This window comes from Aggregicoccus sp. 17bor-14, assembly GCF_009659535.1.
Taxonomy (GTDB): Bacteria; Myxococcota; Myxococcia; order Myxococcales; family Myxococcaceae; genus Aggregicoccus.
In genome coordinates, this window is the sequence record NZ_VJZZ01000005.1 from 358,894 (window position 1) to 382,740 (window position 23,847).

18 protein-coding genes are annotated in these 23,847 nt (G+C 74.6%); 8 read left to right on the top strand and 10 right to left on the bottom strand.

The genetic code is table 11. The features are described from left to right. Positions 1 to 58: 58 nt before the first annotated feature. Positions 59 to 1,159 (bottom strand): UvrB/UvrC motif-containing protein, encoded by a 1,101-nt coding sequence (locus tag FGE12_RS12525; protein ID WP_153866658.1) that lies wholly within the window; start codon positions 1,157 to 1,159, stop codon positions 59 to 61. Positions 1,160 to 1,321: 162 nt separating this feature from the next. Further along, positions 1,322 to 1,558, bottom strand: coding sequence for a hypothetical protein (locus FGE12_RS12530; protein ID WP_153866659.1), 237 nt, complete (start codon positions 1,556 to 1,558; stop codon positions 1,322 to 1,324). 31 nt (positions 1,559 to 1,589) lie between these two features. Between FGE12_RS12530 and FGE12_RS12535 the strand changes: the two genes are divergently transcribed. Continuing rightward, positions 1,590 to 2,789, top strand: a complete 1,200-nt coding sequence (locus tag FGE12_RS12535; RefSeq protein ID WP_228530754.1) for an MFS transporter — start codon at positions 1,590 to 1,592, stop codon at positions 2,787 to 2,789. Here the strand turns inward: FGE12_RS12535 and FGE12_RS12540 are convergent. Next, positions 2,786 to 4,324, bottom strand: coding sequence for a GDSL-type esterase/lipase family protein (locus FGE12_RS12540; protein ID WP_153866660.1), 1,539 nt, complete (start codon positions 4,322 to 4,324; stop codon positions 2,786 to 2,788). The two genes, FGE12_RS12535 and FGE12_RS12540, sit on opposite strands and share 4 nt — an antisense overlap. A gap of 144 nt (positions 4,325 to 4,468) precedes the next feature. On the opposite strand from FGE12_RS12540, the gene FGE12_RS12545 reads away from it, so the two are divergent. From FGE12_RS12545 to FGE12_RS12555, 3 genes are all read left to right on the top strand, one after another. Continuing rightward, entirely contained in the window at positions 4,469 to 5,671 is a 1,203-nt protein-coding gene (locus FGE12_RS12545) for an acyltransferase (protein WP_153866661.1), read from the top strand. 71 nt (positions 5,672 to 5,742) lie between these two features. After that, a complete protein-coding gene (locus tag FGE12_RS12550) occupies positions 5,743 to 7,842 on the top strand; it encodes an AAA family ATPase (RefSeq protein ID WP_153866662.1) in 2,100 nt (699 codons plus the stop codon). Between the two features lie 75 nt (positions 7,843 to 7,917). Continuing rightward, entirely contained in the window at positions 7,918 to 9,123 is a 1,206-nt protein-coding gene (locus tag FGE12_RS12555; protein WP_153866663.1) for a threonine synthase, read from the top strand. On the opposite strand, the gene FGE12_RS12560 is transcribed toward FGE12_RS12555, so the two are convergent. The 4 genes from FGE12_RS12560 to FGE12_RS12575 form a co-directional block, all read right to left on the bottom strand. Then, positions 9,120 to 10,625, bottom strand: coding sequence for an FAD-dependent monooxygenase (locus tag FGE12_RS12560; protein ID WP_153866664.1), 1,506 nt, complete (start codon positions 10,623 to 10,625; stop codon positions 9,120 to 9,122). The genes FGE12_RS12555 and FGE12_RS12560 overlap by 4 nt on opposite strands. Before the next feature lie 89 nt (positions 10,626 to 10,714). Then, on the bottom strand, positions 10,715 to 11,308 hold the full coding sequence (locus FGE12_RS12565; RefSeq protein ID WP_153866665.1) for a hypothetical protein: 594 nt from the start codon (positions 11,306 to 11,308) through the stop codon (positions 10,715 to 10,717). Then, entirely contained in the window at positions 11,309 to 11,908 is a 600-nt protein-coding gene (locus FGE12_RS12570; RefSeq protein ID WP_153866666.1) for a DUF2378 family protein, read from the bottom strand. 3 nt (positions 11,909 to 11,911) lie between these two features. After that, positions 11,912 to 12,547, bottom strand: a complete 636-nt coding sequence (locus tag FGE12_RS12575; protein ID WP_153866667.1) for a DUF2378 family protein — start codon at positions 12,545 to 12,547, stop codon at positions 11,912 to 11,914. A gap of 124 nt (positions 12,548 to 12,671) precedes the next feature. Here FGE12_RS12575 and FGE12_RS12580 point away from each other — a divergent pair, with 124 nt between their 5' ends. Next, a complete protein-coding gene (locus FGE12_RS12580; RefSeq protein ID WP_153866668.1) occupies positions 12,672 to 13,226 on the top strand; it encodes a hypothetical protein in 555 nt (184 codons plus the stop codon). 18 nt (positions 13,227 to 13,244) lie between these two features. On the opposite strand, the gene FGE12_RS12585 is transcribed toward FGE12_RS12580, so the two are convergent. Further along, entirely contained in the window at positions 13,245 to 17,195 is a 3,951-nt protein-coding gene (locus FGE12_RS12585) for a two-component regulator propeller domain-containing protein (RefSeq protein WP_153866669.1), read from the bottom strand. A gap of 153 nt (positions 17,196 to 17,348) precedes the next feature. Between FGE12_RS12585 and FGE12_RS12590 the strand changes: the two genes are divergently transcribed. After that, positions 17,349 to 18,413, top strand: a complete 1,065-nt coding sequence (locus FGE12_RS12590) for a patatin-like phospholipase family protein (protein WP_153866670.1) — start codon at positions 17,349 to 17,351, stop codon at positions 18,411 to 18,413. 64 nt (positions 18,414 to 18,477) lie between these two features. Next, on the top strand, positions 18,478 to 20,430 hold the full coding sequence (locus FGE12_RS12595) for a CocE/NonD family hydrolase (protein WP_194797821.1): 1,953 nt from the start codon (positions 18,478 to 18,480) through the stop codon (positions 20,428 to 20,430). Positions 20,431 to 20,441: 11 nt separating this feature from the next. Here the strand turns inward: FGE12_RS12595 and ung are convergent, their stop codons facing one another. After that, positions 20,442 to 21,119: a uracil-DNA glycosylase gene (gene ung, locus FGE12_RS12600; protein WP_194797822.1), complete on the bottom strand. Its 678-nt coding sequence runs from the start codon at positions 21,117 to 21,119 to the stop codon at positions 20,442 to 20,444. Continuing rightward, positions 21,116 to 22,063 (bottom strand): hypothetical protein, encoded by a 948-nt coding sequence (locus tag FGE12_RS12605; protein ID WP_228530755.1) that lies wholly within the window; start codon positions 22,061 to 22,063, stop codon positions 21,116 to 21,118. The genes ung and FGE12_RS12605 overlap by 4 nt, the downstream gene beginning before the upstream one ends. Before the next feature lie 105 nt (positions 22,064 to 22,168). Here FGE12_RS12605 and FGE12_RS12610 point away from each other — a divergent pair, with 105 nt between their 5' ends. Then, a complete protein-coding gene (locus FGE12_RS12610) occupies positions 22,169 to 23,836 on the top strand; it encodes an isovaleryl-CoA dehydrogenase (protein ID WP_153866672.1) in 1,668 nt (555 codons plus the stop codon). Positions 23,837 to 23,847 lie beyond the last annotated feature (11 nt).

The window sequence follows — 23,847 nt, forward strand, 5'->3', positions numbered from 1 at the left end:
GAGGGAGGGGGGGCGGAGGCCTGGGGTGTCGGCGGGTGTGGGCAGCGGAGGCGGAGGACTAGCTGGCGACGGGCTGGGCGGCGCCCGTGGGCGCGGGGCTCTCCACCGCCTCGGTGCGCGCGAGCTCCTCGGGGTGCAGCCGGAACCAGCGGGCGATGAGCAGCACCTCCTGCACCTCGTGCGCGCGCAGGCCCAGCGCGTGCGTCTCCGGCTGGGCGAAGAGCAGGCGCGCCTGGTCCGCGAGCGCGCGGCGGTCGCGGGGGCTGCGCGGGGCGGGCAGCTCCGCGCGCACGCTGCCGCGGCGGATGACGTAGACGAAGTCGTCCTCGCCCGTGCCCGAGCAGCCCGGCACCGTGTAGAGGAAGGAGAGCGACTCGATGGTGCGGCTCACCTCCTCCGCCTCCGCCTGCACCCACTCGAGGTGCTCGGCGCGGTCGCGCAGCTCCGCCGCGTACTCGAACTGCAGCCGGCTCGCGGCGGCGCGGATGCGCTCGCGCAGCTGCTCGAGCGGCCCCTGCACCTCGCCGAGGAAGAAGCGCCGCGCCAGGTCCACCCGCGTCCCGTACTCCGCGCGCGTGCAGCCGCCTGCGCACGGCGCGAGGCAGCGGTGCACCTGCCCGCGGATGCAGCGCGGGTCCTCGCGCCCGGCGAAGAGCGGCAGCTGGTCCGCGAGCCGCATCTTCACCTCCGCGCCGCAGTCGCGCAGCTCGAGCAGGTCCGAGAGCGCGCGCACCGCGTCCTCCGCCCCACTGCGCCCGCGGAAGGGCCCGAAGTAGTGCGCCCCGTCCGAGAGCACCTGGCGCACGACGACGAGCCGCGGGACGGCCTCGCGCGTGAGCTTGATGAAGCAGTAGGAGCGGTCGCCCTTGTGCTCCACGTTGTACACGGGGCGCCAGCGCTTGATGTGGCGGAACTCCTGCAGCAGCGCCGCGAACTCGCTCGGCGCGTACTCCCACTTCAGCTCGTGCGCGTGGCCGATGATCTCCGCGGCCTTCTCCCCGCGCTCCGCGCGGAAGTACGAGAGCAGCCGCGTGCGCACGTGCACGCTCTTGCCCACGTAGAGCACCTCGCCGGAGGGACCCAGCATCCGGTAGGTGCCGGGGCGGTTCTTGGCGCTCGCGCGGACCTCGGCGCGCAGCTGTTCGATGCGGGGGTTCATGGGACGGGTGCTGCGGACCGAACGCGCGTTCAGCCCTGCGGAGGGCCCCGAGTCTGCCCCACCTGGGCGCCCACTTCAGCGCCCCGCCCCGGGCCAGGCCGTGCAGCGCGGAGGCACACCGGGCCCCGGCTGCTCGCACGCCCCTACCGCGAGTGACGCGCGCTAGCGCGGGTTGGGCGGCTGCAGGGGCGCATCCAGGGCCTGCTCGCACTGGCACACCTCGCACTTGCGCTCGCGGTCGTAGCTGCACCGCTTGCCCGCGACGCAGCGCAGGCTGCGGGCCTCGGGGCACAGGGACTGCTCGCGCTGGGCGCGGCGCTGGTCGGACTCGTGCGAGCAGCCGAGGGCCGCGAGCAGCGGCAACAGCAGGACGGCCGGGAGGGCAAGGCGCTTGGACATGGGCGCGGAGCCTAGTATCCCCGCGCGCCTCATGTCCGCGCCCTCCCCTGCCGCCGCGCCCCTGCGCCCCGGCCTCGTCTGGCTCATGGCCGCCGCGAGCGGCGCCACCGTCGCGAACCTCTATTACAACCAGCCGCTGCTCGGGGAGATCGGCCGCAGCCTCGGCGCCTCCGACGCCAGCCTCGGCCTGCTGCCCACGCTCACCCAGGTGGGCTACGCGGTGGGCATGCTCTTCATCGTGCCGCTCGGCGACAGCCTCGAGCGCCGCCGCGTCGTCGTCACCATGACGCTGCTGGTGAGCCTCGCGCTGGTGGGCACCGCGCTCGCGCCCTCGATGCCGCTGATGGTGCTCGCGGGCTTCGCGGTGGGGCTCACCACCGTGGTGCCGCAGCTGCTGATCCCCTTCGCCGCGAGCCTCGCGCCGGCAGAGACGCGCGGGCGCGTGGTGGGCACGGTGATGAGCGGGCTGCTCATCGGCATCCTGCTCAGCCGCACCGCCTCGGGCTTCGTGGGCACGCACGCGGGCTGGCGCGCGATGTTCTGGATGGCCGCGGCGCTGATGCTCGCCACCGCGCTGCTGCTGCGCTTCACCCTTCCCGCGCAGCCCCCGGCCGAGCACCTGCCCTACCCCGCCCTCATGCGCTCGCTCGGGCAGCTCGCGCGCGAGGAGCCCGTGCTGCGGCGCTCGGCGCTCCTGGGCTCGCTCTCCTTCGGCGCCTTCAGCGTGTTCTGGTCCACGCTCGCGCTGCACCTGCACGCACTGCCGGGCCACTACACCCCGCAGGTGGCGGGGCTCTTCGGCGTGGTGGGCGTGGCAGGCGCGGTCGCGGCGCCGCTGGTGGGGCGCTACGCGGACGCGCGCGGCGGGGGCACGCGCGCGATCAACGCGGCGGCGCTCGGCGCGCTGCTGCTCTCCTTCGTCACCTTCGCGCTGCTCTCGCGCTCGCTGTGGGGCATCGCGCTGGGCGTGGTGCTGCTGGACCTGGGCGCGCAGGCGAACCACATCGCGAACCAGACGCGCGTGTACGCGCTGCGCCCCGAGGCGCGCAGCCGCCTCAACACCCTCTACATGGTCACCTACTTCGCCGGCGGCGCGCTGGGCTCCTGGGCGGGCACGGCGGCCTGGGGGCGCTGGGGCTGGTGGGGCGTGTGCGGCGCGGGCGCGCTCTTCTGCCTCGCGGCGCTCGCGCTGCTCGCCTCTCGCGGGCGCGAGCGGGCGCGCGCGGCCTAGCGCCGGCTGCGGCGCAGCAGGCCGAGCACCCCGAGCGCGAGCAGCGGGGCGAGCCCACCGACGCCCCCCGCGACGGCGCAGCTGCTGCCGCTGCCCTCGTCCCCCTGCAGGGCCTCGGGCGCCTCGGGGGTGACGGGGCGCGGGCCCTCGGCATAGACGAAGGGGGCCTGCGCGCGCGCCACCTGGCCGCTCGCGGAGGTGGCCACCACCTCCACGCTGCCGGCCGCGTGCGCGGGCGCGGTGGCGCGCAGGTGCTCCGCGTCCTGCACCTGCACGCTCTCGGCGAGCGCCTCGCCGAAGCGCACCTGCACCCCGGAGGCGAAGCCGCTGCCGGTGAGGGTGACGGCGGTGCCGCCGCCGGTGGGCCCGGTGGTGGGCGCGAGCGCGGAGAGCGCGAGGGGCGCAGCGGGCACGGGCGTGGGCTCGGCCTCTGCGAGCGCGCGCGCCGCCTCCTCGCCCATCTTGCGCTGGCCTGCGACGCTCGGGTGGATGCCGTCCTGGCCCAGCCCCGCGAGGAAGCGGTCGGGGCTCGCGGGGTCGCGCAGCACGGCGTCGAAGTCCAGCACGCCCTGCACCTGTGCCAGGGTGCGCAGCCACTCGTTCACCGCGCGCCGCTGCGCGTTGACGTCCGCGAGCGGGGCGCTGTTGCCCGAGCGCTCCTTGGGCGGCAGCGTGGCGCCCCACACGCGGCAGAAGGGGCGCAGGCGATCGTAGAGCGCGGCGAGCTTCGTCTCGAGCTGCGCCGCGGTCAGGGTGCCCAGGTCGTTGGTGCCCAGCAGCACCGCGCAGTCCGTCACGCCGCGCAGGGTGAGCACCTCCGCGTCCAGCTTCGCGCTCGCCTCGCTCACGCCCTGGCCGTACACCGCGGCGTTCACCAGCGGCACCTTCAGCGCGAGCTCCGCCACCGCGGGCCAGCCGTCGCGCGCATCGCCCGGGTCGGTGACGTAGGCCTCGGTGATGCTGTCGCCGATGGCCACGAAGGCGCGCGTCGTCGCGCCCTCCACCTCCACCGTGTCCAGGCCCACCATCTTGGTGAAGGCGCTGCCGCCCAGCGCGGTGCGCAGCGACGTGTAGCTGCCCGCGCGCGCGTAGCTGCCGGGGAAGTTCTGCAGCGCGCTCGCCGCGAGCGCGCCCTCCACCTCGAAGGACACCGCGAGCTCCGCGCCGAAGGGCACCGCGAGCGCCACCGCGTCGCTCGTCACGCGCTGCCCCGCGGCCGCGCTGAAGGTGGAGGCGCCGGAGAAGGTCAGCGCCACCGGCTCGGAGGCGAGGCTGCCGCTGGGGCCCGAGAGCGCCACCGTGGCGGCGTAGAGGCGCAGCGCGCCGGTCCCGGCCCGGAAGCTCACCCGCACGCGCTCGCCCGCGCGCCGCACCGGCACCCGCATCCGGTAGGTGGTGCGCGCGCTGTCCTGGGACCAGCGCAGCGCCTGGTGGAAGCCAGGCTGCGGGCTGGTGGGCTGCTGTGCGTGCACGAGCGGCGAGGTGAGCGCGAGTGCGCACGTAGCCAGCAGCGGCAGGGGTCGGGGGTGCGGCATGGCCGCCCGAACATTCGGGCCCGCCACTTCGTTCCGCGCTCAACACGGGATGGAGCGGGGCTCGCCTGCCTGCCCCTGTTTTCCGGTTCGCGAGGAGCGCCCCGCTTCCCAGCCGGGTGGCACGTGCCTACCTGCGGCGGCAGCATGATCACGCCCAACGCCCACCGCCCCGTCCACCGCCTGGATGCGCTGACGGGAGTCCGCTTCCTCGCGGCCCTGCAGGTGCTGCTCTTCCACTACGGCGCGCCGCTCGCCGCCGGTGCCCCCGCCTGGCTCGAGCGCGTGTGCGGGCGGGGCTACGTGGCGGTGTCCTTCTTCTTCGTGCTCTCCGGCTTCATCCTCGCCTACCACTACGCGGAGCCGGCGGCGCGCGGGGTCCTGGACCGGCGCAGCTTCTGGGTGAACCGCTTCTCGCGCATCTACCCCGTGTACGCGCTGGGGCTCCTGATGATGCTGCCGCTCGCGCTGGACCCGGCGGGGCTGGGGGCGCACAGCTTCGGCGGCTCCTCGCTGCTCGCGCGCGCGGTGACGGGGCTCGCGCACCTCACCCTCACCCAGGGCTGGGTGCCGCAGCTCACCGCCTCGTGGAACCTGCCGGGCTGGAGCATCTGTGCGGAGGCCTTCTTCTACGCGGCCTTCCCCTTCGCGGCCGTGCCCATCGCCCGGCTGCGCAGCCGCGGCGCGCTCGTGGGCGCGCTGCTCGCGGCCTGGGCGCTGGCGCTCGCGCTGGCCGGCGGCTACCTGCTGCTGGACCCGGACGGGCTGGGCACGGCGTCCGCGGGGGCGCGCGGGCCGTGGCTCTCCGCGCTCAAGTACAACCCGCTGGTGCGCCTGCCGGAGTTCCTCGCGGGCATCTGCCTCGGCTGCCTCTTCGTGCGCGAGCGCGCGCGCAGCGCCGCCGCAGCAGCAGGCGGATGGAGCAGGGGTGGGGTGCTCACGCTCGCGGCGGCCGGAGGCGCGCTCGCGCTGCTCGCGGCGCCGGGCCTGCCCTACCCGCTCTTGCACAACGGGCTCTTGCTGCCGCTGTTCGCCGCGCTCGTGTTCGGGCTCGCGCAGGGCGGGGGCCTGCTGGGCGCAGCGCTGCGCACGGGGCCGATGCGCGTGCTGGGCGAGGCGAGCTACGCGCTCTACATCCTGCAGCTGCCGCTCATGCTCTGGGCGCAGCCCTTGCGCGGCCACGGGCTGCCCGAGGGCGGCGCGGCCTTCACCCTCGCCTACCTCGCCCTCGCGCTCGGCTTCGCGCTCGCCTCCTTCTACTTCCTGGAGCGCCCCGCCCAGCGCCTGCTGCGCGCGGCGCTGCAGCGCGAGGAGGCTCCCGAGCCCGCGGTGGCCCGCGTCCGCCGCTAGCCCTCTCCCTTCCCCCGCCTCTGCGGCCAGGGGGGTGAAACCAGAGGGTGCGGGCGTAGTACAGTCGGGCTGTGGATATCCCGGAAGAGAAGAAGGCGGGGGGCTGGGAGGCGCGGCTCCTCGGGGGCGCGACGCTGGTGAGCGGCGAGCGGGTGCTGCGGCTGGACCGCAAGCCCGCGGGGCTGCTCGGCTACCTCGCGTGGGAGGGCCCCACGCCGCGCGCCCGGCTCGCGGGGCTGCTGTGGCCCGAGAGCCCCGAGTCCACGGCGCGCAACAACCTGCGCCAGACGCTGCGGCGCCTGCGCACCCAGACGGGCGCGGACCTGGTGCAGGGCGACGACCTGCTCTCGCTCGCCCCGGAGCTGGGGGGCGATGCGCGCGACCTGCGCGAGCCGACGCAGGACGTGGACCGGCTGCGCGCCCGCGTGCAGGCCGGCGCGCTGCTCGAGGGGCTGGACTACGACGACGCGGAGGACTTCCGCGAGTGGCTGCAGCTCGCGCGCGAGGCGCTGGGGGCGGCGCAGCGGCGCGCGCTCGCGGGTGCGGCGGACGGGCTGGAGGCCGCGGGCCACTTCTCGGGCGCGCTCGCGCTCGCGCGCCTCGGCGTGGACGTGGAGCCGTACGCGGAGGAGGCGCACCGGCGCCTCGTGCGCCTGCTCTACCTCTCGGGAGACCGCAGCGCGGCGCTGCTCGCCTACGAGCGGCTGAAGGCGATGCTGCAGGAGCGCTTCGGCGTGGGGCCCCTGCCGGAGACGGCGGCGCTCGCGCGGGAGATCTCCCGCGGCACGGCCGCGGCCACCCGCGCGCCGGCGCAGCCCAGCGCCCCGAAGGCCCGCCTGCCCCTCTCCGTGCTGCGCCCGCCGGTGCTGGTGGGGCGCGAGCAGGAGTGGGCGCGCATGGAGGCCGCGTGGGAGGCGCGCCAGGGCATCGCCATCAGCGGCCCGCCGGGCGTGGGCAAGAGCCGGCTGGTCAACGACTTCCTCCAGGCGAAGGCGCCCGGGCGCACCGTGTTCTGCTCGGGCAAGGCCGGAGACCGGCTCGTGCCCTACGGCACGCACGCGCGCACCTACCGGCAGATGCTGGACGTGCTGGGCGGCGCCCCGCTGCCCGAGTGGGCGCGGCTCGAGCTCGCGCGCATCATCCCGGAGCTGGGCCCCCGCCCGCCGCCGCTCGCAGGCGAGGAGGACAAGCTGCGCTTCTGGCAGGCGAAGATCGAGCCCTTCCGCGTGGCGCACGGGCTCGGCTACGACACGCTCGCCTTCGACGACCTGCAGTACGTGGACGCGGCGAGCGCCGAGGCAGGCTCCTACGTGCTGAGCCAGCTGCTGCAGGACCCGGCCACGCCCGTGCGCACCATCCACGTGTTCCGCACCGGCTCGCTGCCCCCGGAGACGGACGCCATCATCCGCTCCATGGCGGCCGCCGGGCTGCTCTGCCTCATCGAGCTCGAGCCGCTGCAGCCCTCGCGCCTGGACGAGCTGCTCGCGAGCCTCGGGGTGCCCGGGCTCGAGGGGCGCGCCGAAGAGCTCGCGCGCTACACCGGCGGCAACCCGCTCTTCGTGCTGGAGACGGTGCGCCACCTGCTGGAGAGCGGCGACCTCTCGCGCGGGCTCTCGGAGAGCCTGCCGCCGCCGGGGAAGGTGGGCCCGGTCATCGCCGAGCGCCTCGCCAAGCTGAGCGCGCCCGCGCTGCACCTCGCGCAGGCGCTCGCCGTGCTGGGCACGGACTTCACCCTGGGCGTGGCGGCGGAGCTGCTCGAGAGCCCGCCGCTGGAGCTCGCCGCGCCGTGGCGCGAGCTGGAGACGGCGCAGGTGGTGCGCGGGGGCGGCTTCAGCCACGACCTGATGGAGGAGACGGTGGGGGCCCTGATGGCGGAGCCGGTGCGCCGCCACCTGCACCGCCGCGCGGCGCTCGTGCTGCAGGCGCGCGGCAGCCGCCCCGCGCGCGTGGCCGCGCACTGGCGCGACGCGGGCGAGGACGCCCACGCCGCGCCCTTCCTCCTGGCCGCCGCCGAGCAGGCGCGCGGAGAGCTGCTGCTCAAGGAGGCGGAGGACTTCTACGTGCGGGCGGCAGAGGCCCTGCGCGCGGCGGGCAACGAGGACGGCGCGCGCGCGGTGCTCGCCAGCCGCGAGCTCGCGCTGGGCGGGGCGAAGCAGCGCGTGCACGCCTGAGGCGGGTGTCCGCCGCCGGCACTGCCGAACGCAGGGCTTGCGGACGGTGCGCGGGTGCGGAAGATGGGCTGCACCATGTCCTTCCTCAGCCACCTCGAGTGCTCCCGCTGCCACCAGACGCATGACGCGGACCGCGTGCAGAACCTGTGCAGCTGCGGCGGCCCGCTGCTCGCGCGCTACGACCTGAAGCGCGCAGGCGCGGCGCTGCGCCCCGAGCAGCTCTCGGGCCGGCCCGCCACGCTGTGGCGCTACCGCGAGCTGCTGCCGGTGCGCGACGCCGCGAACATCGTGAGCCTGGGCGAGGGCATGACGCCGCTCTACCCGCTGCCCCGGCTGGGCGCGGCGCTGGGGCTGCCGGACCTGTGGCTGAAGGACGAGGGGCTCAACCCCACCGCGACCTTCAAGGCGCGCGGCGCGGCCACCGGCGTGAGCCGCGCGAAGGAGCTGGGCATCCGCGCCATCGCCATGCCCACCAACGGCAACGCGGGCGGCGCGTGGGCGAGCTACGGCGCGCGCGCCGGGATGAGCGTGACGCTGGTGATGCCCACGGACGCGCCCGCCATGAGCGTGCTCGAGGCGGCGGCGGTGGGGGCGAGCGCGTACATGGTGAAGGGGCAGATCACCGACGCGGGCGCCATCGTGGCGCGCTCGGCGAAGGCGCACGGCTGGTTCGAGGCCTCCACGCTCAAGGAGCCGTACCGCATCGAGGGCAAGAAGACGATGGGCTACGAGATCGCCGAGCAGCTGGGCTGGAAGCTGCCGGATGCGATTCTCTACCCCACCGGCGGCGGCGTGGGGCTCATCGGCATCTACAAGGCGCTGCGCGAGATGCAGGCGATGGGCTGGATCGCCGAGGACGCGCGCCTGCCCCGGCTCGTGTGCGTGCAGGCCGAGGGCTGCCAGCCCATCGTGAAGGCCTTCCAGGAGGGCAAGGCCGTGAGCGAGAAGTGGGAGGGCGCAGCCACCGTGGCGCAGGGCATCCGCGTGCCCAAGGCGCTCGGCGACTTCCTCGTGCTCGAGGCGGTGCGCGAGACGGGCGGCACCTGCATCGCGGTGAAGGACGCGGACACGCTGTGGGGGCTCGAGCAGCTCTCCCGGCAGGAGGGCGCCTTCGTGTGCCCCGAGGGCGCGGCGCTGGTAGGCGCGGCGCGCGCGCTGCGAGAGCAGGGCTGGCTGCAGCCGCACGAGCGCGTGGTGCTGCTCAACACGGGCGCGGGCATCAAGTACCCGGACATCCTGAAGCCCCAGCTGCCCGTGCTCCCGCTGGACGCGACGCTCTAGGCCGCCGGACACTCCGCGAACCATCTCGCCGCAGCCCGGGCGACCTCCTCCGGCGTGGCAGCCGTGTCGCTCGCCCAGGCGACGAAGCCGTCAGGACGCACGAGCACGGCGCTCAGCCCGAGGCGGTCCCTCGCGTCGCAGGCCACGTACCTGACGCGCTCGCCCCAGCGGCCCTCCAGCGCGCGCAGCGGCCCCTGCGGGCCGAAGTCCAGGAGCACTCCGCTCCCCTCTTGCAGCCGTGTGCCGAGCCTCGATCCGTTCTCCAGCTCGAAGTCCGGGCAGCTGCGGCCCACCAGCGGGTGCTCGCCGCCGAGGCCGTAGCGGAGGGACACGCCCCAGACACGCTCCGCGAAGTAGGTCGCGCCGTCGCGCGTGGCGATCAGGTCGCGCAGGATGGCCTCGAGGGCGCGGGACGATCGGCTGGGGCGCATCAGCGCGACCTGGGCCCGCGACCAGTCGAGGATGCGCGCCCCGAGCGGATGCCGCTCCGCGGTGTAGCTGTCGAGCAGGCCCTCGGGGGCATCGCCGCGGAGGGTGGCGGCGAGCTTCCACCCGAGGTTCATGGCGTCACCCAGTCCGAGGTTCAAGCCCTGTCCGCCGAGCGGTGAATGGATGTGCGCGGCGTCGCCCGCCAGCAGCACCCGTCCCTTGCGGTAGGTCGTCGCCTGCTGGGCGCGGTCGGTCCAGGTCGTGGCGGAGTTCAACGCCTCGACGGTCACATCCGTGCAGGACACGCGCCGCAGGACCGCTTGCACGTGCTCGCGCGTGATCGGCTGGGTGCGGTGGAATGCGCCGCCGTCGAAGTCGGCCATCGCGATCACCCCGGGCTGCCCCTGCATGTACATCCCCGTCGGCGTGTGATGTCGGCCGAGGGGGAGCTTCTCCGGATCGGCGAGCTCGACGCGGACCGAGTAGCCCGTGAACTCCGGCTCGGTCCCCGTGAACTCGAAGCCCCCCTGCTTGCGCACCGTGCTGCGGCCGCCGTCGCAGCCCACGAGCCAGCGCGCGCGAAGGCGCTGCCCGCCGGCGTGGACGGTCACGTCATCGTCCGAAGCCTCGAAGCCTTCGACTCCCTGGCCGCGCCGGAGCTGCACGCCGAGGGAGAGCGCTCGAGCGGTGAGAACCCGCTCGAGATGCTCCATCTCGCAGCCGAACTGGAAGTCGGCCGGGCCCGGCAGTCGGAACGTCCAGCGCGACGAGTCGATGCGGTCGTAGTCGAACGCGATGCCCGCGAAGTGGCCGGCCGGCCCGCGCAGCGGAGGCCCCGCAGCCATGGCGCCAGGCTGGGGTTGCGCTGCGATCTGTTCCAGCAGCCCGCGCCGATAGAAGGCTTCGATGCTCGGGCCCCACAGCCCTCGCCTTCCGAAGGGAAGCCGCTTCAGGGGGGAGTGCGGATCTTCCGACTGCTCGAGCACCAGCACGGAGCGCTTCCCGAGCCGCAGCTCGCAAGCCAGGAACAGGCCGACCGGGCCGGCCCCCGCGATGATCACGTCGTAGTCCAAGGCGTCCTTCCGGTTCGGGTGACTGGAGGCGTGACGGCCCGCCGCCCGCTGAAGCCTGCGCACTTCCGCAGGGGTGGGCAGGGACAGGGTCAGGCGCGGTGCAGCACGCCGCGCAGCGAGAGCTGCCCGCAGGCGGCGAGGTCTCCGGGGCTGGTGTGCGCGTCCGCGCGTCCCGGCACCAGGTCCACCTCGGCGAGCCGGTAGCAGCGGCTCACCAGCTGCGAGCAGAAGTACGAGGCCGCGCTCTTCTTCGGGTCGCGGTACTTGCGCATCCGGCCGTGCCAGACCATCCGCGCGAGCCGCAGGAGCGGCCCGTGCGCGTAGGGCTTGCCCACCTCGTCCAGCGCCGCGGTCACGAGCACGTCGCGGCGCAGCCGCGCGCGCACCTCGGGCAGCGGGGTGAACCAGTCCACCTGGCCGCTGTAATGGTCCACCGCCACGCTCAAGGGCACTGCCTCCACGCCCTTGCCCACCGCCTGCACCACCATGAGCCGCGGGCCCCACCACAGCGCGACCCCCGCGTGCGAGTAGGCGCTCTTGCTGCCCCAGCGGATGAGGCGGCTCATCCAGTAGGTCCCCTGGAAGAGCAGCACGTCGCCGTCCTGGATCTCCGCACGCACCGCGCGGTAGTCCAGGCGGCTGCCCTTCGGTCGCTTCGGTGCGCGCGCGGCGAGCCCCTCCACTCAGGCCTCCCAGCGCACGCGGTAGGTGCAGCCCTGCGCGTCGCGTGCGTGCACGCTCACGTCCCGGCGGGCCACGCCCACGTGCTCGAGCGCCGCGTCCACCACGCCCGCCACGTACGCGGGGTGCAGCGTGGGCTCGTTGAGCCACAAGAGCACCTCGGTGGGCCCCACTTCGGTGAGCTGGCTGAGGTTGTAGTTGCAGCCCGCACGGAAGTTCTGGGTCATCCGCTCCAGGGTGCGGCGCGGCCCGATGAGCCGCAGCAGCCGCAGCATCGCGGCGCCGGTGAGCGTGCGCGAGTAGCCCACCAGCAGCTGGCGGCCCAGCTGGTGGTAGGCCTGCTCGTGCGAGCCGTGTGGCCACAGCAGCTCCGCCGTGAGCTGCAGGAAGCGGTTCCAGTCGGCGCGCCGGTAGGTGGGCAGCAGCGGCCGCGCGAGGTCCAGGCCCGCGTCCGCGAGCCGCGCGCGCAGCTCCGGCGTCACCTGCCCCTTGAGCCCCACGTGGAAGAGCCCCTCCACGGCGTGGTCGAACACCAGCTCGGGCTCACCGGGCCCCGGCGTGCTCCTCCTCAGCTCCTCGACGCTGCGGCTCTGCGGGTACATGCCTCAGGCTTCCCAGCGCACGCGGTAGGTGCAGCCCTCCTCGTCGCGCGCGTGCACGGTGATGCTGCGCTCGGCCACGCCCACCAGCTCCAGCACCATGTCCACGATGCCGGCCACGTAGGAGGGGTGCAGGGTGGGCTCGTTCATCCACAGCAGCACCTCGCGCGGGCCCAGCTCCGTCACCTTGCACAGGTTGTAGTTGCCCCCGGAGCGGAAGTTCTGGGTCATCCGGTCCAGCGTGCGGCGCGGGCCGATGAGGCGCAGCAGGCGGATGATGGCGCCGCCCATCAGCGTGCGCGAGTAGCCCAGGAGCAGCTGGCGGCCCAGCTGGTGGTAGGCCTGCTCGGGCGTCTCGTCGGGCCACAGCGTCTCGGCCGTCACCTGGATGAAGCGGTTCCAGGCAGCGCGCGGGTAGGCGGGCAGCAGCGGGCGCGAGAGGTCCAGCCCCGCGTCCTTGAGGCGCGCCTGCAGGGGCGGCGTCACCTGCCCCTTGAGGCCCACGTGGAACAGCCCCTCCACGGCGTGCTGGAACACCAGCTCGGCCTCGCCGGGCCGGAGGCTGGCGCGCTTCGACGAGGTGCCGGACGAGGCTCCGGAGGAGGCGTTCGGGGAGGCGTTGCCCTGGGTCTGCGGGTGCATGCGCCGCACTCTACCTCAAGCCGGGCCCGGGACCGGCCGACCTGCACCTCCGGGGGGGACGAGCAGGCAGGGGGCGGGCGCCGTCCCCGGGCGCGGCGCGCGCCGGGCCACTAGGATTCGCCCCATGCGACACACGAGCAAGACGGCCGCAAGCGCCCTGCTGGCGCTGGGCCTGGCCTGCGCCCACCCCGCCGCTGACGCACCGCAGGAGGCGGGCGCCTCCGGGGGCGGCGCGCCCGAGGCGCTGCAGGCGCTGGCGATGCGCGGGGTGATGGACTTCTACGGCGTGGGCTTCGGGCGCGGGCTGCTGGTCTGCGTGTCCCTCTGCGAGCAGGGGCGCTGCGCGTCGCCCTCGCCCCAGTTCGTCGCCCGCTTCGAGCACGAGCAGTACCGCGTGAACGAGCCCGGCTACTGCACCTGGCGCGACGGGCGCGTCACCTACTCGGGCCGCGCCTCGGCGCAGCTGGGCGCCCAGCAGCTGAGCCTGCGCACCCCGCCGCGCGGCGCGCTCTACCTGGACCTCTGGCCCGCCGAGGGCTGCGCGCAGGGCACCTGCACCGTGCCCGCGAAGCTCACCGTGGGCGCCGGCACCACGCGCGGCCTCAGCGTGCTGCTCGAGAAGCAGCGCGCCGACTGGCGCGTGCGCCAGGTGCGCGAGCTGCGGCTCGCCTCGCAGTAGCGCCGGGGCAGCGGGCGCTCAGGCCGCGCGGCGCGCGAGGCGCTCGCGCACCACGGCCTTCACCTCGCCGGGGTCGAAGGGCTTGGCCACCACGCGGCCCGCCACCTGCTCGAGGAAGCGGCGCGCCTCGGGGGTGAACGCGCCGCCGGTGACGAAGACGACGCGCCCCTGCAGCGCGGGCTGCACGTGACCCAGCGCCTCCCAGAAGTCGCGCCCGCTCATCTCCGGCATCATCACGTCGCAGAAGACGAGGTCGAAGTGCTCGCCGGCCACCAGCCGCTCCAGCGCGGTGCGCGCGCTGGTGACGGCCTCCGCGTGGTGCTCGGTGCCCAGCAGGCGCACGAGGCTCTTGGCCACCAGGGGCTCGTCGTCCACCACCAGGATGCGCCCGCGCGGGCCCGGCGCGCTGGGCACCGGCACGGGGCGCGCGGGCTGCTCGTCGGTGGCCGCGGGCAGCACCACGCGGAACAGGGAGCCCTCTCCCGGGCGGCTCTCCACGTGGATGTCGCCGCCCAGCCCGGTGACGATGCTGTGGCAGATGGAGAGCCCCAGCCCCGTGCCCTCGCCCACCGGCTTGGTGGTGAAGAAGGGGTCGAAGATGAGCTTCAGGTTCTCCGGCGGGATGCCGCAGCCGCTGTCCCTCACCTCCACCACGGCGCGCCCGGCCGCGTCCGTGGAGGTGCGCACGGAGATCTCGTTCTGGTCCGCCGCGCCCTCGCGGATCGCCTGCGCGGCGTTCACCACGAGGTTGAGGAACACCTGGCCCAGCTTCGCCTCGCTGGCCATCACGTAGGGCACCTCGCCCAGCTCCTTGCGCAGCCGGGCGCGGTGGCGCACCTCGTTGTTCGCCATGGACAGCGAGCTCTCGAGCACCGGGCGCAGGTCGATGCGGCTGGGCGTCTCGCCGCCGCGGCTGAAGGTCTTCAGGTCCTTCACGATGTGCTTCACGCGGTCCGCACCGTGGCAGGCCTCGTCCAGTGCCTGGGCCACCTCGCGCACCTCGTCCAGCTCCAGCGTGCGGCCCGCCTCGAGCGCCTTCTCCCAGGCGCGCAGCTCCACCGCGCCGTAGCGCAGGTTGCTCACCACGAAGGCGAGCGGGTTGTTGATCTCGTGCGCGACGCCGGCCGCGAGCGTGCCCACGCTGGCCATGCGGTCGCTCAGCCGCAGCCGCGCCTCCATCTGCTGCGCCTGGGTCACGTCGCGCGCCACGGAGACGTAGGCGGCGCGCCCGCCGAAGGTGAGGGGCACGCCGCTCAGCTCCACCACGGCCACGCTGCCGTCGCGCCGCCGCAGCCGCGCCTCCTGCACCCCCGGGGCCCGCTCGCGCGCCTCGGCCTCGTCCTCCGGCAGGCGGTGGGCGTGCAGCGGCTGGCCCTGCAGGTCGCGCAGCCGCTCGTAGCCGAGCAGGCGCAGCGCCGCGTCGTTCGCGTAGGTGGCGCGCTCGTCCACGTACACCGTGACGGCGATGGGCAGCTGCTCGATGAGCCGGCGCAGGCTCTCCTCGATCTCGGCGCTCTCCTCCGCCACGCGGATGAGGGCGCGGTTGGCCTCCGCGAGCTCGCCGGTGCGCTCCTCCACCCGCTCGGTGAGCTCGCGCTCGCGCTCGCGCAGCTGCCGCACGCGCAGCCGGAAGGCGAGCGCCACCAGCCCCGCGAGCGCGAGCAGCGCCGCGCCCCAGAAGGCCGGCGTCTCGAGCAGGCGCGGGCGGCGGCGGAAGGCGAAGGTGGCCTCCACCGGGGCGGCCTGCGCGCCGGCCCCGCCCGCGCGCTCCAGCATCACCCGGAAGCGGTACTGGCCCGCGGGCAGGTTCGTGTAGAAGGCCTGCCGCCGGCTCCCCGCGTCCACCCAGTCCGGGTCGTAGCCCTCCAGCTTGTAGCGGTAGCGCACGCGCTCGGGGTCCACGAAGGTGAGCGCCGCGTAGTGCAGCTCGATGTCCGGCGCCTCGCCGCTCAGGCCCCCCTGCGCCTCCACCGGGTGGCCGCCGCTGAGCACCTGCTCGATGACGAGCGGCGGCGTGGGCAGCGGCCGCACCTGGCGCGCCGGGTCGATGCGCACCGCGCCGGAGATGGTGGGAAACCACAGCGCGCCGTCGCGCGCGCGCAGGCTCGCCGCGCGGCTCGCGCTGTTGCACTCCACCGCGCGCAGGCCGTCCGAGCGGCCGAAGGTCTCCGAGTGCACGCGCTCGCGCGTCCCCGCGAGCACCTCCTCCAGCTCCGCCTTCGCCACGCGCGCGATGCCGTGGTTGCTGCTCAGCCACAGGCTGCCCTGGCCGTCGTCCAGCACCGAGAGGATGTGCGGGTCGAAGAGCCCCTCCTTCACCCCCACGCTGCGCAGCACGCCCCGCTCCAGCCGCACCAGCCCCTGCTCCGTGCCCAGCCAGAGCACGCCCGGGCGCTCGCGGTCCTGCGCGAGCGCGCCCACGCTGCGCCCCGCGAGCCCCTCCTTCGGGCCGTAGCTCTCCACCACCCGGCCGCCGTCCTGGCCCGGGTCGAAGCGCACCAGCCCCGCGGGAGTGCCCAGCCACAGGCCGCCCTCGGGCGCATCGAGGATGTGGTTCACGCCGTTGCGCGAGATGCCGGCCGCGGCGCCGTACACCGTGAAGCGGCCGCTCTTCGCCTCCAGCCGCGCGAGCGCCACGTCGGTGCCGAACCAGAGGTCCCCCCGCGGGTCCTCGTGCACGTAGAAGACGAGCTCGCTGGGCAGCCCGTCCTTCGTGCCGTAGCGCCGGAAGTGCTCGCCGTCGAAGCGCGCCGCGCCCTGGCTGGTGGCCACCCACAGCCCGCCCTCGCGGTCCTCGGAGAGGCCGAACACGATGCCGTTGGGCACGCCCTGCGCCTCGCCGTAGCGCGTGAGCTGGCCGTCCTTCAGCCGGTGCAGCCCCGCGTCCTCCGTGCCCAGCCACACCGCGCCCGCGCGGTCCTCGTACACGCTCCACACCACGTCGTGCGCGAGCCCCTCGGGCGTCCCCAGCACCTGCACCCGCGCCTCGCGCAGCTGGTGCACGCCGCCCGGGGAGGTGCCCACCCAGAGGCTGTGCTCGCGGTCCTCGTAGAGCGCGCTGACGAACATGCGGCCCAGCGCGGGGCTGCCGGCCTGAGCGAACTGGCCCGCGTGCCGGCGCAGCACGCCGCCGTCCTCGGTGCCCACCCACAGGTCGCCGCTGCTGTCCTCGAGCAGCCGGCTCACCTTGCGCCCGGCGAGCGCCGCCACGGGCGTGAAGCGCGCCTCGCCCGGCGCCAGGCGGTAGAGCCCGTCGCGCGCGCCTGCCCACAGCACGCCCTGCGCGTCCGCGAGCAGCGCCTCCACCTGCAGCGAGCCCAGCCCGGCGGCCGCGCCGAGCCGCTCGAGCGCCGGCGCCGCGCCCGAGCCGTTCGAACCCCCCGGCGTCAGCCGCACCACGCCGCCCGAGCGCGTGCCCACCCAGAGCACGCCGCCGGGCCCCTGCGCGAGCGAGGACACGTCGTCCTGCGCGAGCCCCTCCACGTACTGGAAGGTCTCGCCCACCCGGTGCGCGAGCCCGTGGTCGGTGGCCACCCACAGCCCGCCGTCCGCCGCCGGGAGGAAGGCCTGCACGCTGTCGTCCGCGCCCCCGGGGTTGGTGGGCAGCGCGTGGAAGCGCCCGCCCTCGTAGCGCACGAGGCCGCAGCCCTCCGTGCCCACCCACAGCCGCGCCCCTTCCGCGTACAGCGCGAGCACGTCGTTGCAGGGCAGGCCGCGCGCGGTGTCGAACACCTCCCAGCGCGCGCCGTCGAAGCGCGCGAGCCCCTCCTGCGTGCCCACCCAGAGGTAGCCGTCCTGCGTCTGCGCCACCGCCGCGACGCCGTTCTGCGGCAGCCCCTCGTCCTGCGTCCACGAGCGCTGCAGCAAGGGCAGCGAGGTGGAGGGCAGCGCGCGGGCCTGCAGCGGAGGCTGCGGCGCGGGCAACGCGAGGAGCACGGCGGCGACGAGCGACGGCAGGAGAGACGCCATGGGGAGGCCGCCCCGGGGAAGGCGGAGCTGGACAGTAGCACGCGGCCCTCGGCGCCCTGAAGACGGGGCCCGCCTCCCTCCTTGCCCTACAGCAGCGCGGGCGGCACGGTGTCCACCGGTGGGAGCGGGTGCGCTGTTAGGGTGCACGCCGACATGGCCTCCTCCTCTCTCACCCTGCTCGCCGGCCCCGCGGCGCTCACCCTGCTGCGCGAGCGCTCGCTGCGCGCCGAGGACGTGGACGTGGTGCCCGGCGCCTCCGGCGGCCCCAAGTGGCTCGTGCTCTCGGGGCTGGACCGCATGCTCTTCGGCGAGCTGCTGCAGGCCCCGCGCACCCGGCCCCTGCACCTCATCGGCTCCTCCATCGGCAGCTGGCGCCTCGCCTGCCTCGCGCAGAAGGACCCCGTCGCGGCGCTCGACCGCTTCGAGGCCGCGTACGTCGAGCAGCGCTACCCGCCCAAGCCCTCGCCCGCGCTCGTCACCGAGACGAGCGCGCGCATCCTCGAGCAGCTGCTGGGCCCGAGCGGCGCCGAGGAGCTGCTCGCCCACCCCTGGGCGCGCCTGCACGTGGTGACCACGCGCTGCCGCGGCCCGCTCGCCAGCGAGCGCCGCGCGGTGCAGCTCGCCGGGCTCGCGCTCGCCGCCGCGGGAAACCTGCTCACCCGCAAGAGCCTCCCGCTGCAGATGCAGCGCGTGGTGTTCCACACCGCGGGGGACCAGAGCCCCTTCGCGGGACTGCGCGACCTGCCCACGGTGCACCTGCCGCTCACGGCCGCGAACCTGCGCCCCGCGCTGCTCGCCTCCGGCTCCATCCCGCTGGTGCTCGCGGGCGTGAGGGTGCCGGGCGCGCCGCCGGGCACCTACCGGGACGGAGGCGTGGTGGACTACCACCTGGACCTGCACTACGGCGCGGGCGAGGGGCTGGTGCTCTACCCGCACTTCTACCCGTACGTGGTGCCCGGCTGGTTCGACAAGAGCCTGCGCTGGCGGCGCGCGAGCGCGGCGAACTTTGCGCGCGCGCTCATCCTCGCGCCCTCCGCGGAGTTCGTCGCGCGGCTGCCCGGCGGCAAGATTCCGGACCGCGACGACTTCGTGCGCCTGAGCGACGCGGAGCGCCTGCGCGCCTGGCGCACGGTGCGCGCCGAGAGCGAGCGCCTGGGAGACGAGCTGCGCGAGCTGCTCGCGAAGGGCCGCCTCGCGGACGCGGTGCGCCCGCTCTGAAGACCGTCCGCTCTCCCCCCGGGAGAGGGACAGCGTGAGGGAAGTAGGCGAAGCTGCGGGCAATATGCGCCTCATGCCCCGCGCCCTCGCCCTTCTCGCGCTGCTCGCCCTCTCCCCGGCCCTCGCGCAGACGCCCTCTGCGAAGCCGCCTCCGCCGCCCTACGGGGTGAGCGCCGAGCGCACCGCGTACATCCGCTCGCACTACACGAAGTTCGAGTACCGCGTGCCGATGCGCGACGGCACGCGCCTCTTCACCGCGGTGTACGTGCCCAGCGATGCGGGCCCCGCGCGCCGCTACCCCTTCCTGCTCAACCGCACGCCCTACTCCGTCGCGCCCTATGGAGCCGACCGCTACCCCACGCGCCTGGGCCCCACGGCCGCGTACGAGCAGGAGGGCTTCATCTTCGTCTTCCAGGACGTGCGCGGCGCGCACATGTCCGAGGGCACCTTCGTCAACATGCGCCCGCACGAGCCGGGCAAGAGCGGCGCGCGCGGCGTGGACGAGAGCTCGGACACCTACGACACGATCGCGTGGCTGCTGCGCAACGTGCCCAACAACAACGGCCGCGCCGGGCAGTGGGGCATCTCGTATCCGGGCTTCTACACCTCGGCGGGCGCCATCGACTCGCACCCCGCGCTCAAGGCCGTCTCGCCCCAGGCGCCCATCGCGGACTGGTTCTGGGACGACATGCACCGCCACGGCGCCTTCAACCTGGCGCTGGGCTTCGCCTTCTTCTCGGGCTTCGGGCTGCCGCGCCCCGCGCCCACCGCGAGCGAGACCCCGCCGCACTTCGACTTCGGCACCCCGGACGGCTACCAGTTCTTCCTCGACCTGGGCCCGCTCTCCAACGCGGACACGCGCTACTTCAAGGGCAACGTGGCCTTCTGGAAGGACGTGGTGCAGCACCCCAACTACGACGCCTTCTGGCAGTCGCGAAACCTGCTGCCCCACCTGAAGAACATCCGCGCCGCGGTGATGGTGGTGGGCGGCTGGTACGACACCGAGGACCTCTACGGCCCGCTGCAGACCTACCGCGCCATCGAGAAGCAGAACCCCGGCATCACCAACACGCTGGTGATGGGCCCCTGGCCCCACGGCGGCTGGACGCGCACGGATGGCGCCGCGCTGGGCGACGCCGAGTTCGGCTTCCAGACCAACGCCGTCTACCAGGAGCTGGAGCTCGCCTTCTTCAAGGGATACCTCAAGCAGGGGGAGAAGGACGCGCCGAAGCCGGACATGCCCGAGGCCTTCGTCTTCGAGACGGGCGTGAACCGCTGGCGCCGCTTCGATGCCTGGCCTCCGCGCAACGTGCGCCCGCAGCGCCTGTACCTCGGCGCGAAGGGGGCGCTCGCGCTCGCCGCCCCCGCCGCCGGCCCCGAGGCCTTCGACGAGTACGTGAGCGACCCCGCCAAGCCCGTGCCCTACACCGAGGAACTCACCACGCGCTGGAGCAAGAACTACATGGCCGAGGACCAGCGCTTCGCCTCGCGCCGCCCGGACGTGCTGGTGTTCCAGACCGAGCCGCTCGAGCAGGACCTCACGCTCGCCGGGCCCCTGGAGGCGGACCTCTGGGTGTCCACCAGCGGCACGGACGCGGACTGGGTGGTGAAGCTGGTGGACGTGAACCCCGGCGTGATGCCCGGCTGGAGCAAGGCGGACGAGGACGCGGGGAAGCCGAACCGCGGCGGGCAGCAGACGCTGGTGCGCGGCGAGCCCTTCCGCGGCCGCTTCCGCGACAGCTACAGCGAGCCCAAGCCCTTCGTGCCCAACGCGCCCACCCGCGTGCACTTCACGATGAACGACGTGTTCCACACCTTCCAGCGCGGCCACCGCGTGATGGTGCAGGTGCAGTCCAGCTGGTTCCCCTTCATCGACCGCAACCCGCAGACCTTCGTGCCCAACATCTTCGAGGCGAAGGAGGGGGACTTCGTGCGCGCCACCCACCGCGTGTACCGCAGCGCCGAGCACCCGAGCTTGCTGCAAGTGAACGTGCTGCCCGCGGTGGACGCGCCGTAGCGCGCCCCGGCTCAGCGCGGGGGAAGCGCCCAGTCCACCGGGCTGCGCCCCCGCGCCTGCAGCTCCGCGTTGGTGCGGCTGAAGGGCCGGCTGCCGAAGAAGCCGCCCTTCGCCGAGAGCGGCGAGGGGTGCACGCCCGTGAGCACCGCGTGGCGCTGGGCATCGATGAGCGGCAGCTTCTTCTGCGCGTAGCGGCCCCAGAGCAAGAACACGCAGGGCTCCGCCTTCGCGCTCACCGCGCGGATGACCGCATCCGTGAAGTGCTCCCAGCCGTGGCCCGCGTGGCTGTTCGCGCTGCCCTTGCGCACGGTGAGCACCGCGTTGAGCAGCAGCACGCCCTGCTGCGCCCACGGCACGAGGCTGCCGTCGCGCGGCGGCGGAGCGCCCACGTCCGCCTGCAGCTCCTTGAACATGTTGCGCAAGGAGGGGGGCGGCGGCACGCCGGGGGCCACCGAGAAGGCGAGCCCCTGCGCCTGTCCGGGCCCGTGGTACGGGTCCTGCCCGAGCAACAGCACCTTCACCTTCGCGTAGGGCGTGAGGCGCAGCGCCGTGAACACCTGCCCCTCGGGCGGGTACACCGTGTGCGCCGCGCGCTCCTTCGCCACGAACGCGCGCACCGCGGCGTACTCGGGTGAGTGCACGGTGTCGGCGAGTACTTCGCGCCAGTCCTTGGGAAGCGCTTCGGTCACGGAGGGGCTCCTGTGGATCGAGACTCGTGCAGGCAGTCCACGCGGTAGAGAGGGGCGCCGACGTCCTCGCTGCCCAGCAGGTAGCCGCTGCCATCCGGGAGCCAGGCCACGGCCTCTGCCTGGGGCTGCGAGGGGCCGGGCACCTCGCGCGGCGGGGCCTTCAGCACCTCCTCGAGGCGCGTGGCTCCCGGCCGCGACCACTCCCAGGCCCCGAAGTAGCCGCGCACGAGCAGCCGCGTGCCGTCCGGGCTGAGCGAGGCCGCGGTCGCCGCGCGCTGCGAGAACACGCGCGCCGGCAGCGTCGCCACCCGGCGCGCCCGGCCCAGCTTCTGCGAATCCAGCCCCTCCACCAGGTACACGTGCGCGAGCGCATCGAGCGGCTTCGTCAGCACGAACACCCTGCCGGACCGGGGCTCCACCACCAGCGCCTCCGCATCCTGCGGCCCGTCCTCGTACGCGAAGCGCTGCACGTGCACCTTGAGCGGCTGCGACTCGAGGCTCTCCGGCTCCGCGACGCGCAGCAGCTGCACCTCGGGGCGCCGGGCGCCGTTGTCGCCGATGTCCGCGAGCCACACGCAGCTGCCCTCCTCGCAGGGGCCCACCGCCACGTCCTCCACGTCCACTGCGCTCGCGTAGAGGGGAAAGCGCGCGCGCACCTTGCCCTCGGCGTCCAGCGCGTAGAGCGAGAGGCTGTGGCCCGAGTCGTTGTGCGACCAGAAGAGGCCGGGGTGGCGCGCGCTCGCGGTGAGGCCCGAGAGCTCCTCCAGCCCTGCGGGCGTGCTGCCCGCGCGGCGCACCACCGGGCCCTTCTTGCACGTGCGCGGCCGGGTCGCGGACGGCAGCGCCCCCTCCGCCGCCGGCTTCGCAGGGGGCCGGGGCTCGGGCGCCGCTCCCGGCGTGGCGACGAGCAGCAGGGCGGCGAGCGCAGGCGCGAGGTGGGACATGGCCCCCAGGCTAGCGACCGGGCCCCGCGGGTGCACCCCGGCGCTTCGCCGCCTGCTCCTTTGCGCCTACCATGCGTTCGCCAGCCGTCCCTTTCAGGAGAGCAGATGAGCGCGCAGACGCACACGGTGTTCAACCAGGTGCCGGACCTCGCCGGCTACAACCTCTTCACCGGGGACCCTGCGCTGCGCTCGGCGCTCGCGCGCTACGGCGCCCGCTGGCACGAGGAGGCGCTGGTGCGCTACGGCGCGAAGCTGGGCGAGGAGGAGACGCTCGCGCTCGGCGCGCTCGCCAACCGCCACCTGCCCACGCTCTCCACGCACTCGCGCACCGGCGAGCGCATCGACCGGGTGGAGTTCCACCCGAGCTGGCACGCGCTGCTCTCGCTGCTGCGCAGCGAGGGCCTGCACGCGCTGCCCTTCAGCAGTCCGCGCGCGGGCGCGTGGACGGCGCGCACTGCGGGCTACTACCTGCAGGCCCAGGTGGAGTCGGGCTCGCTGTGCCCCACCACCATGACCTTCGCGAGCATCCCGGTGCTGCGCCCGGAGGGGGCGCTGTTCCGGGACTTCGGCCCCAGGCTCTACAGCCGCCAGCACGACCCGCGCGACCTGCCCTGGCGCGAGAAGACCTCCGTGATGGTGGGCATGGGGATGACCGAGAAGCAGGGCGGCTCGGACGTGCGCAGCAACACCACGGTGGCCCTCCCCGTGGGCGCGCAGGGCCGCGGCGAGGAGTACCGGCTCACCGGCCACAAGTGGTTCTTCTCCGCGCCCATGTGCGACGCGCACCTGGTGGTCGCGCGCATCGGAGACGCGCAGGGCCCGCTCTCCTGCTTCTTCGTGCCGCGCTTCCGCGACGACGGGAGCAAGAACGCGGTGCTGGTGCAGCGGCTCAAGGACAAGCTGGGCAACAAGAGCAACTCCAGCAGCGAGGTGGAGTTCCGCGACGCGACCGGCATCCTCATCGGCGAGGAGGGGCGCGGCATCCCCACCATCATCGAGATGGCCACGCACACCCGGCTCGACTGCATCATCGGCAGCGCGGCGCTCATCCGCCAGGCGCTGGTGCAGGCGGTGCACCACGCCCGCCACCGCGCCGCCTTCGGCAAGCGCCTGGTGGAGCAGCCCCTGATGCGCAGCGTGCTCGCGGACATGGCGCTCGAGAGCGAGGCCGCGAGCCTGCTGATGATGCACCTGTCGGACGCCTTCGAGCGCAGCGCCGGCGGCGAGGAGGGGCTCGCGCGCGCGTACCGCCGCGTGGTCACCCCGGCCGCGAAGTTCTGGGTGTGCAAGCGCGCCATCGAGGTGACGGGCGAGGCGATGGAGGTGTGGGGCGGCAACGGCTACGTGGAGGAGGGCCCCATGGCGCGGCTCTACCGCGAGGCCCCCGTCAACTCCATCTGGGAGGGCTCGGGCAACGTGATGTGCCTGGACGTGCTGCGCGCGCTGCAGCGCGAGCCCCAGGCGGCGCAGCTGCTGATGGAGGACCTGCTCTCCACTGCCTCGGGCGAGCCGCGCCTGCGCGCCGCCCTGGGCGAGCTGCAGCGGATGCTGCGGCTGCCGCCCGAGGAGCTGGAGGCGGGCGCGCGCCGCTTCGCCCAGACGCTGGTGCTCTGCGTGCAGGGCGTGCTCATGCTGCGCCACGCGGACGGCGAGCGCGCCGAGGCCTTCCTCGCGAGCCGCTTCGACGCGGGCCACGGCCGCGTGCTGGGCACCCTGCCCGGCCTCGCCCCGGCGGCCGCCGCGCGCATCGTCGAAGCGGCCTGGACCGCGTAGGGCTCTGGAGC

Excerpts from the sequence above, each read along its gene's own strand:
- FGE12_RS12580 (WP_153866668.1), top strand. The coding sequence starts at position 12,672 with ATGCGACACACGAGCAAGACGGCCGCAAGCGCCCTGCTGGCGCTGGGC.
- FGE12_RS12570 (WP_153866666.1), bottom strand. The coding sequence starts at position 11,908 with ATGTACCCGCAGAGCCGCAGCGTCGAGGAGCTGAGGAGGAGCACGCCG.
- FGE12_RS12535 (WP_228530754.1), top strand. The coding sequence starts at position 1,590 with ATGTCCGCGCCCTCCCCTGCCGCCGCGCCCCTGCGCCCCGGCCTCGTC.
- FGE12_RS12575 (WP_153866667.1), bottom strand. The coding sequence starts at position 12,547 with ATGCACCCGCAGACCCAGGGCAACGCCTCCCCGAACGCCTCCTCCGGA.
- FGE12_RS12590 (WP_153866670.1), top strand. The coding sequence starts at position 17,349 with ATGGCCTCCTCCTCTCTCACCCTGCTCGCCGGCCCCGCGGCGCTCACC.
- FGE12_RS12545 (WP_153866661.1), top strand. The coding sequence starts at position 4,469 with ATGATCACGCCCAACGCCCACCGCCCCGTCCACCGCCTGGATGCGCTG.
- FGE12_RS12555 (WP_153866663.1), top strand. The coding sequence starts at position 7,918 with ATGTCCTTCCTCAGCCACCTCGAGTGCTCCCGCTGCCACCAGACGCAT.
- FGE12_RS12525 (WP_153866658.1), bottom strand. The coding sequence starts at position 1,159 with ATGAACCCCCGCATCGAACAGCTGCGCGCCGAGGTCCGCGCGAGCGCC.
- FGE12_RS12540 (WP_153866660.1), bottom strand. The coding sequence starts at position 4,324 with ATGCCGCACCCCCGACCCCTGCCGCTGCTGGCTACGTGCGCACTCGCG.
- FGE12_RS12605 (WP_228530755.1), bottom strand. The coding sequence starts at position 22,063 with ATGTCCCACCTCGCGCCTGCGCTCGCCGCCCTGCTGCTCGTCGCCACG.
- FGE12_RS12595 (WP_194797821.1), top strand. The coding sequence starts at position 18,478 with ATGCGCCTCATGCCCCGCGCCCTCGCCCTTCTCGCGCTGCTCGCCCTC.
- FGE12_RS12585 (WP_153866669.1), bottom strand. The coding sequence starts at position 17,195 with ATGGCGTCTCTCCTGCCGTCGCTCGTCGCCGCCGTGCTCCTCGCGTTG.
- FGE12_RS12610 (WP_153866672.1), top strand. The coding sequence starts at position 22,169 with ATGAGCGCGCAGACGCACACGGTGTTCAACCAGGTGCCGGACCTCGCC.
- FGE12_RS12530 (WP_153866659.1), bottom strand. The coding sequence starts at position 1,558 with ATGTCCAAGCGCCTTGCCCTCCCGGCCGTCCTGCTGTTGCCGCTGCTC.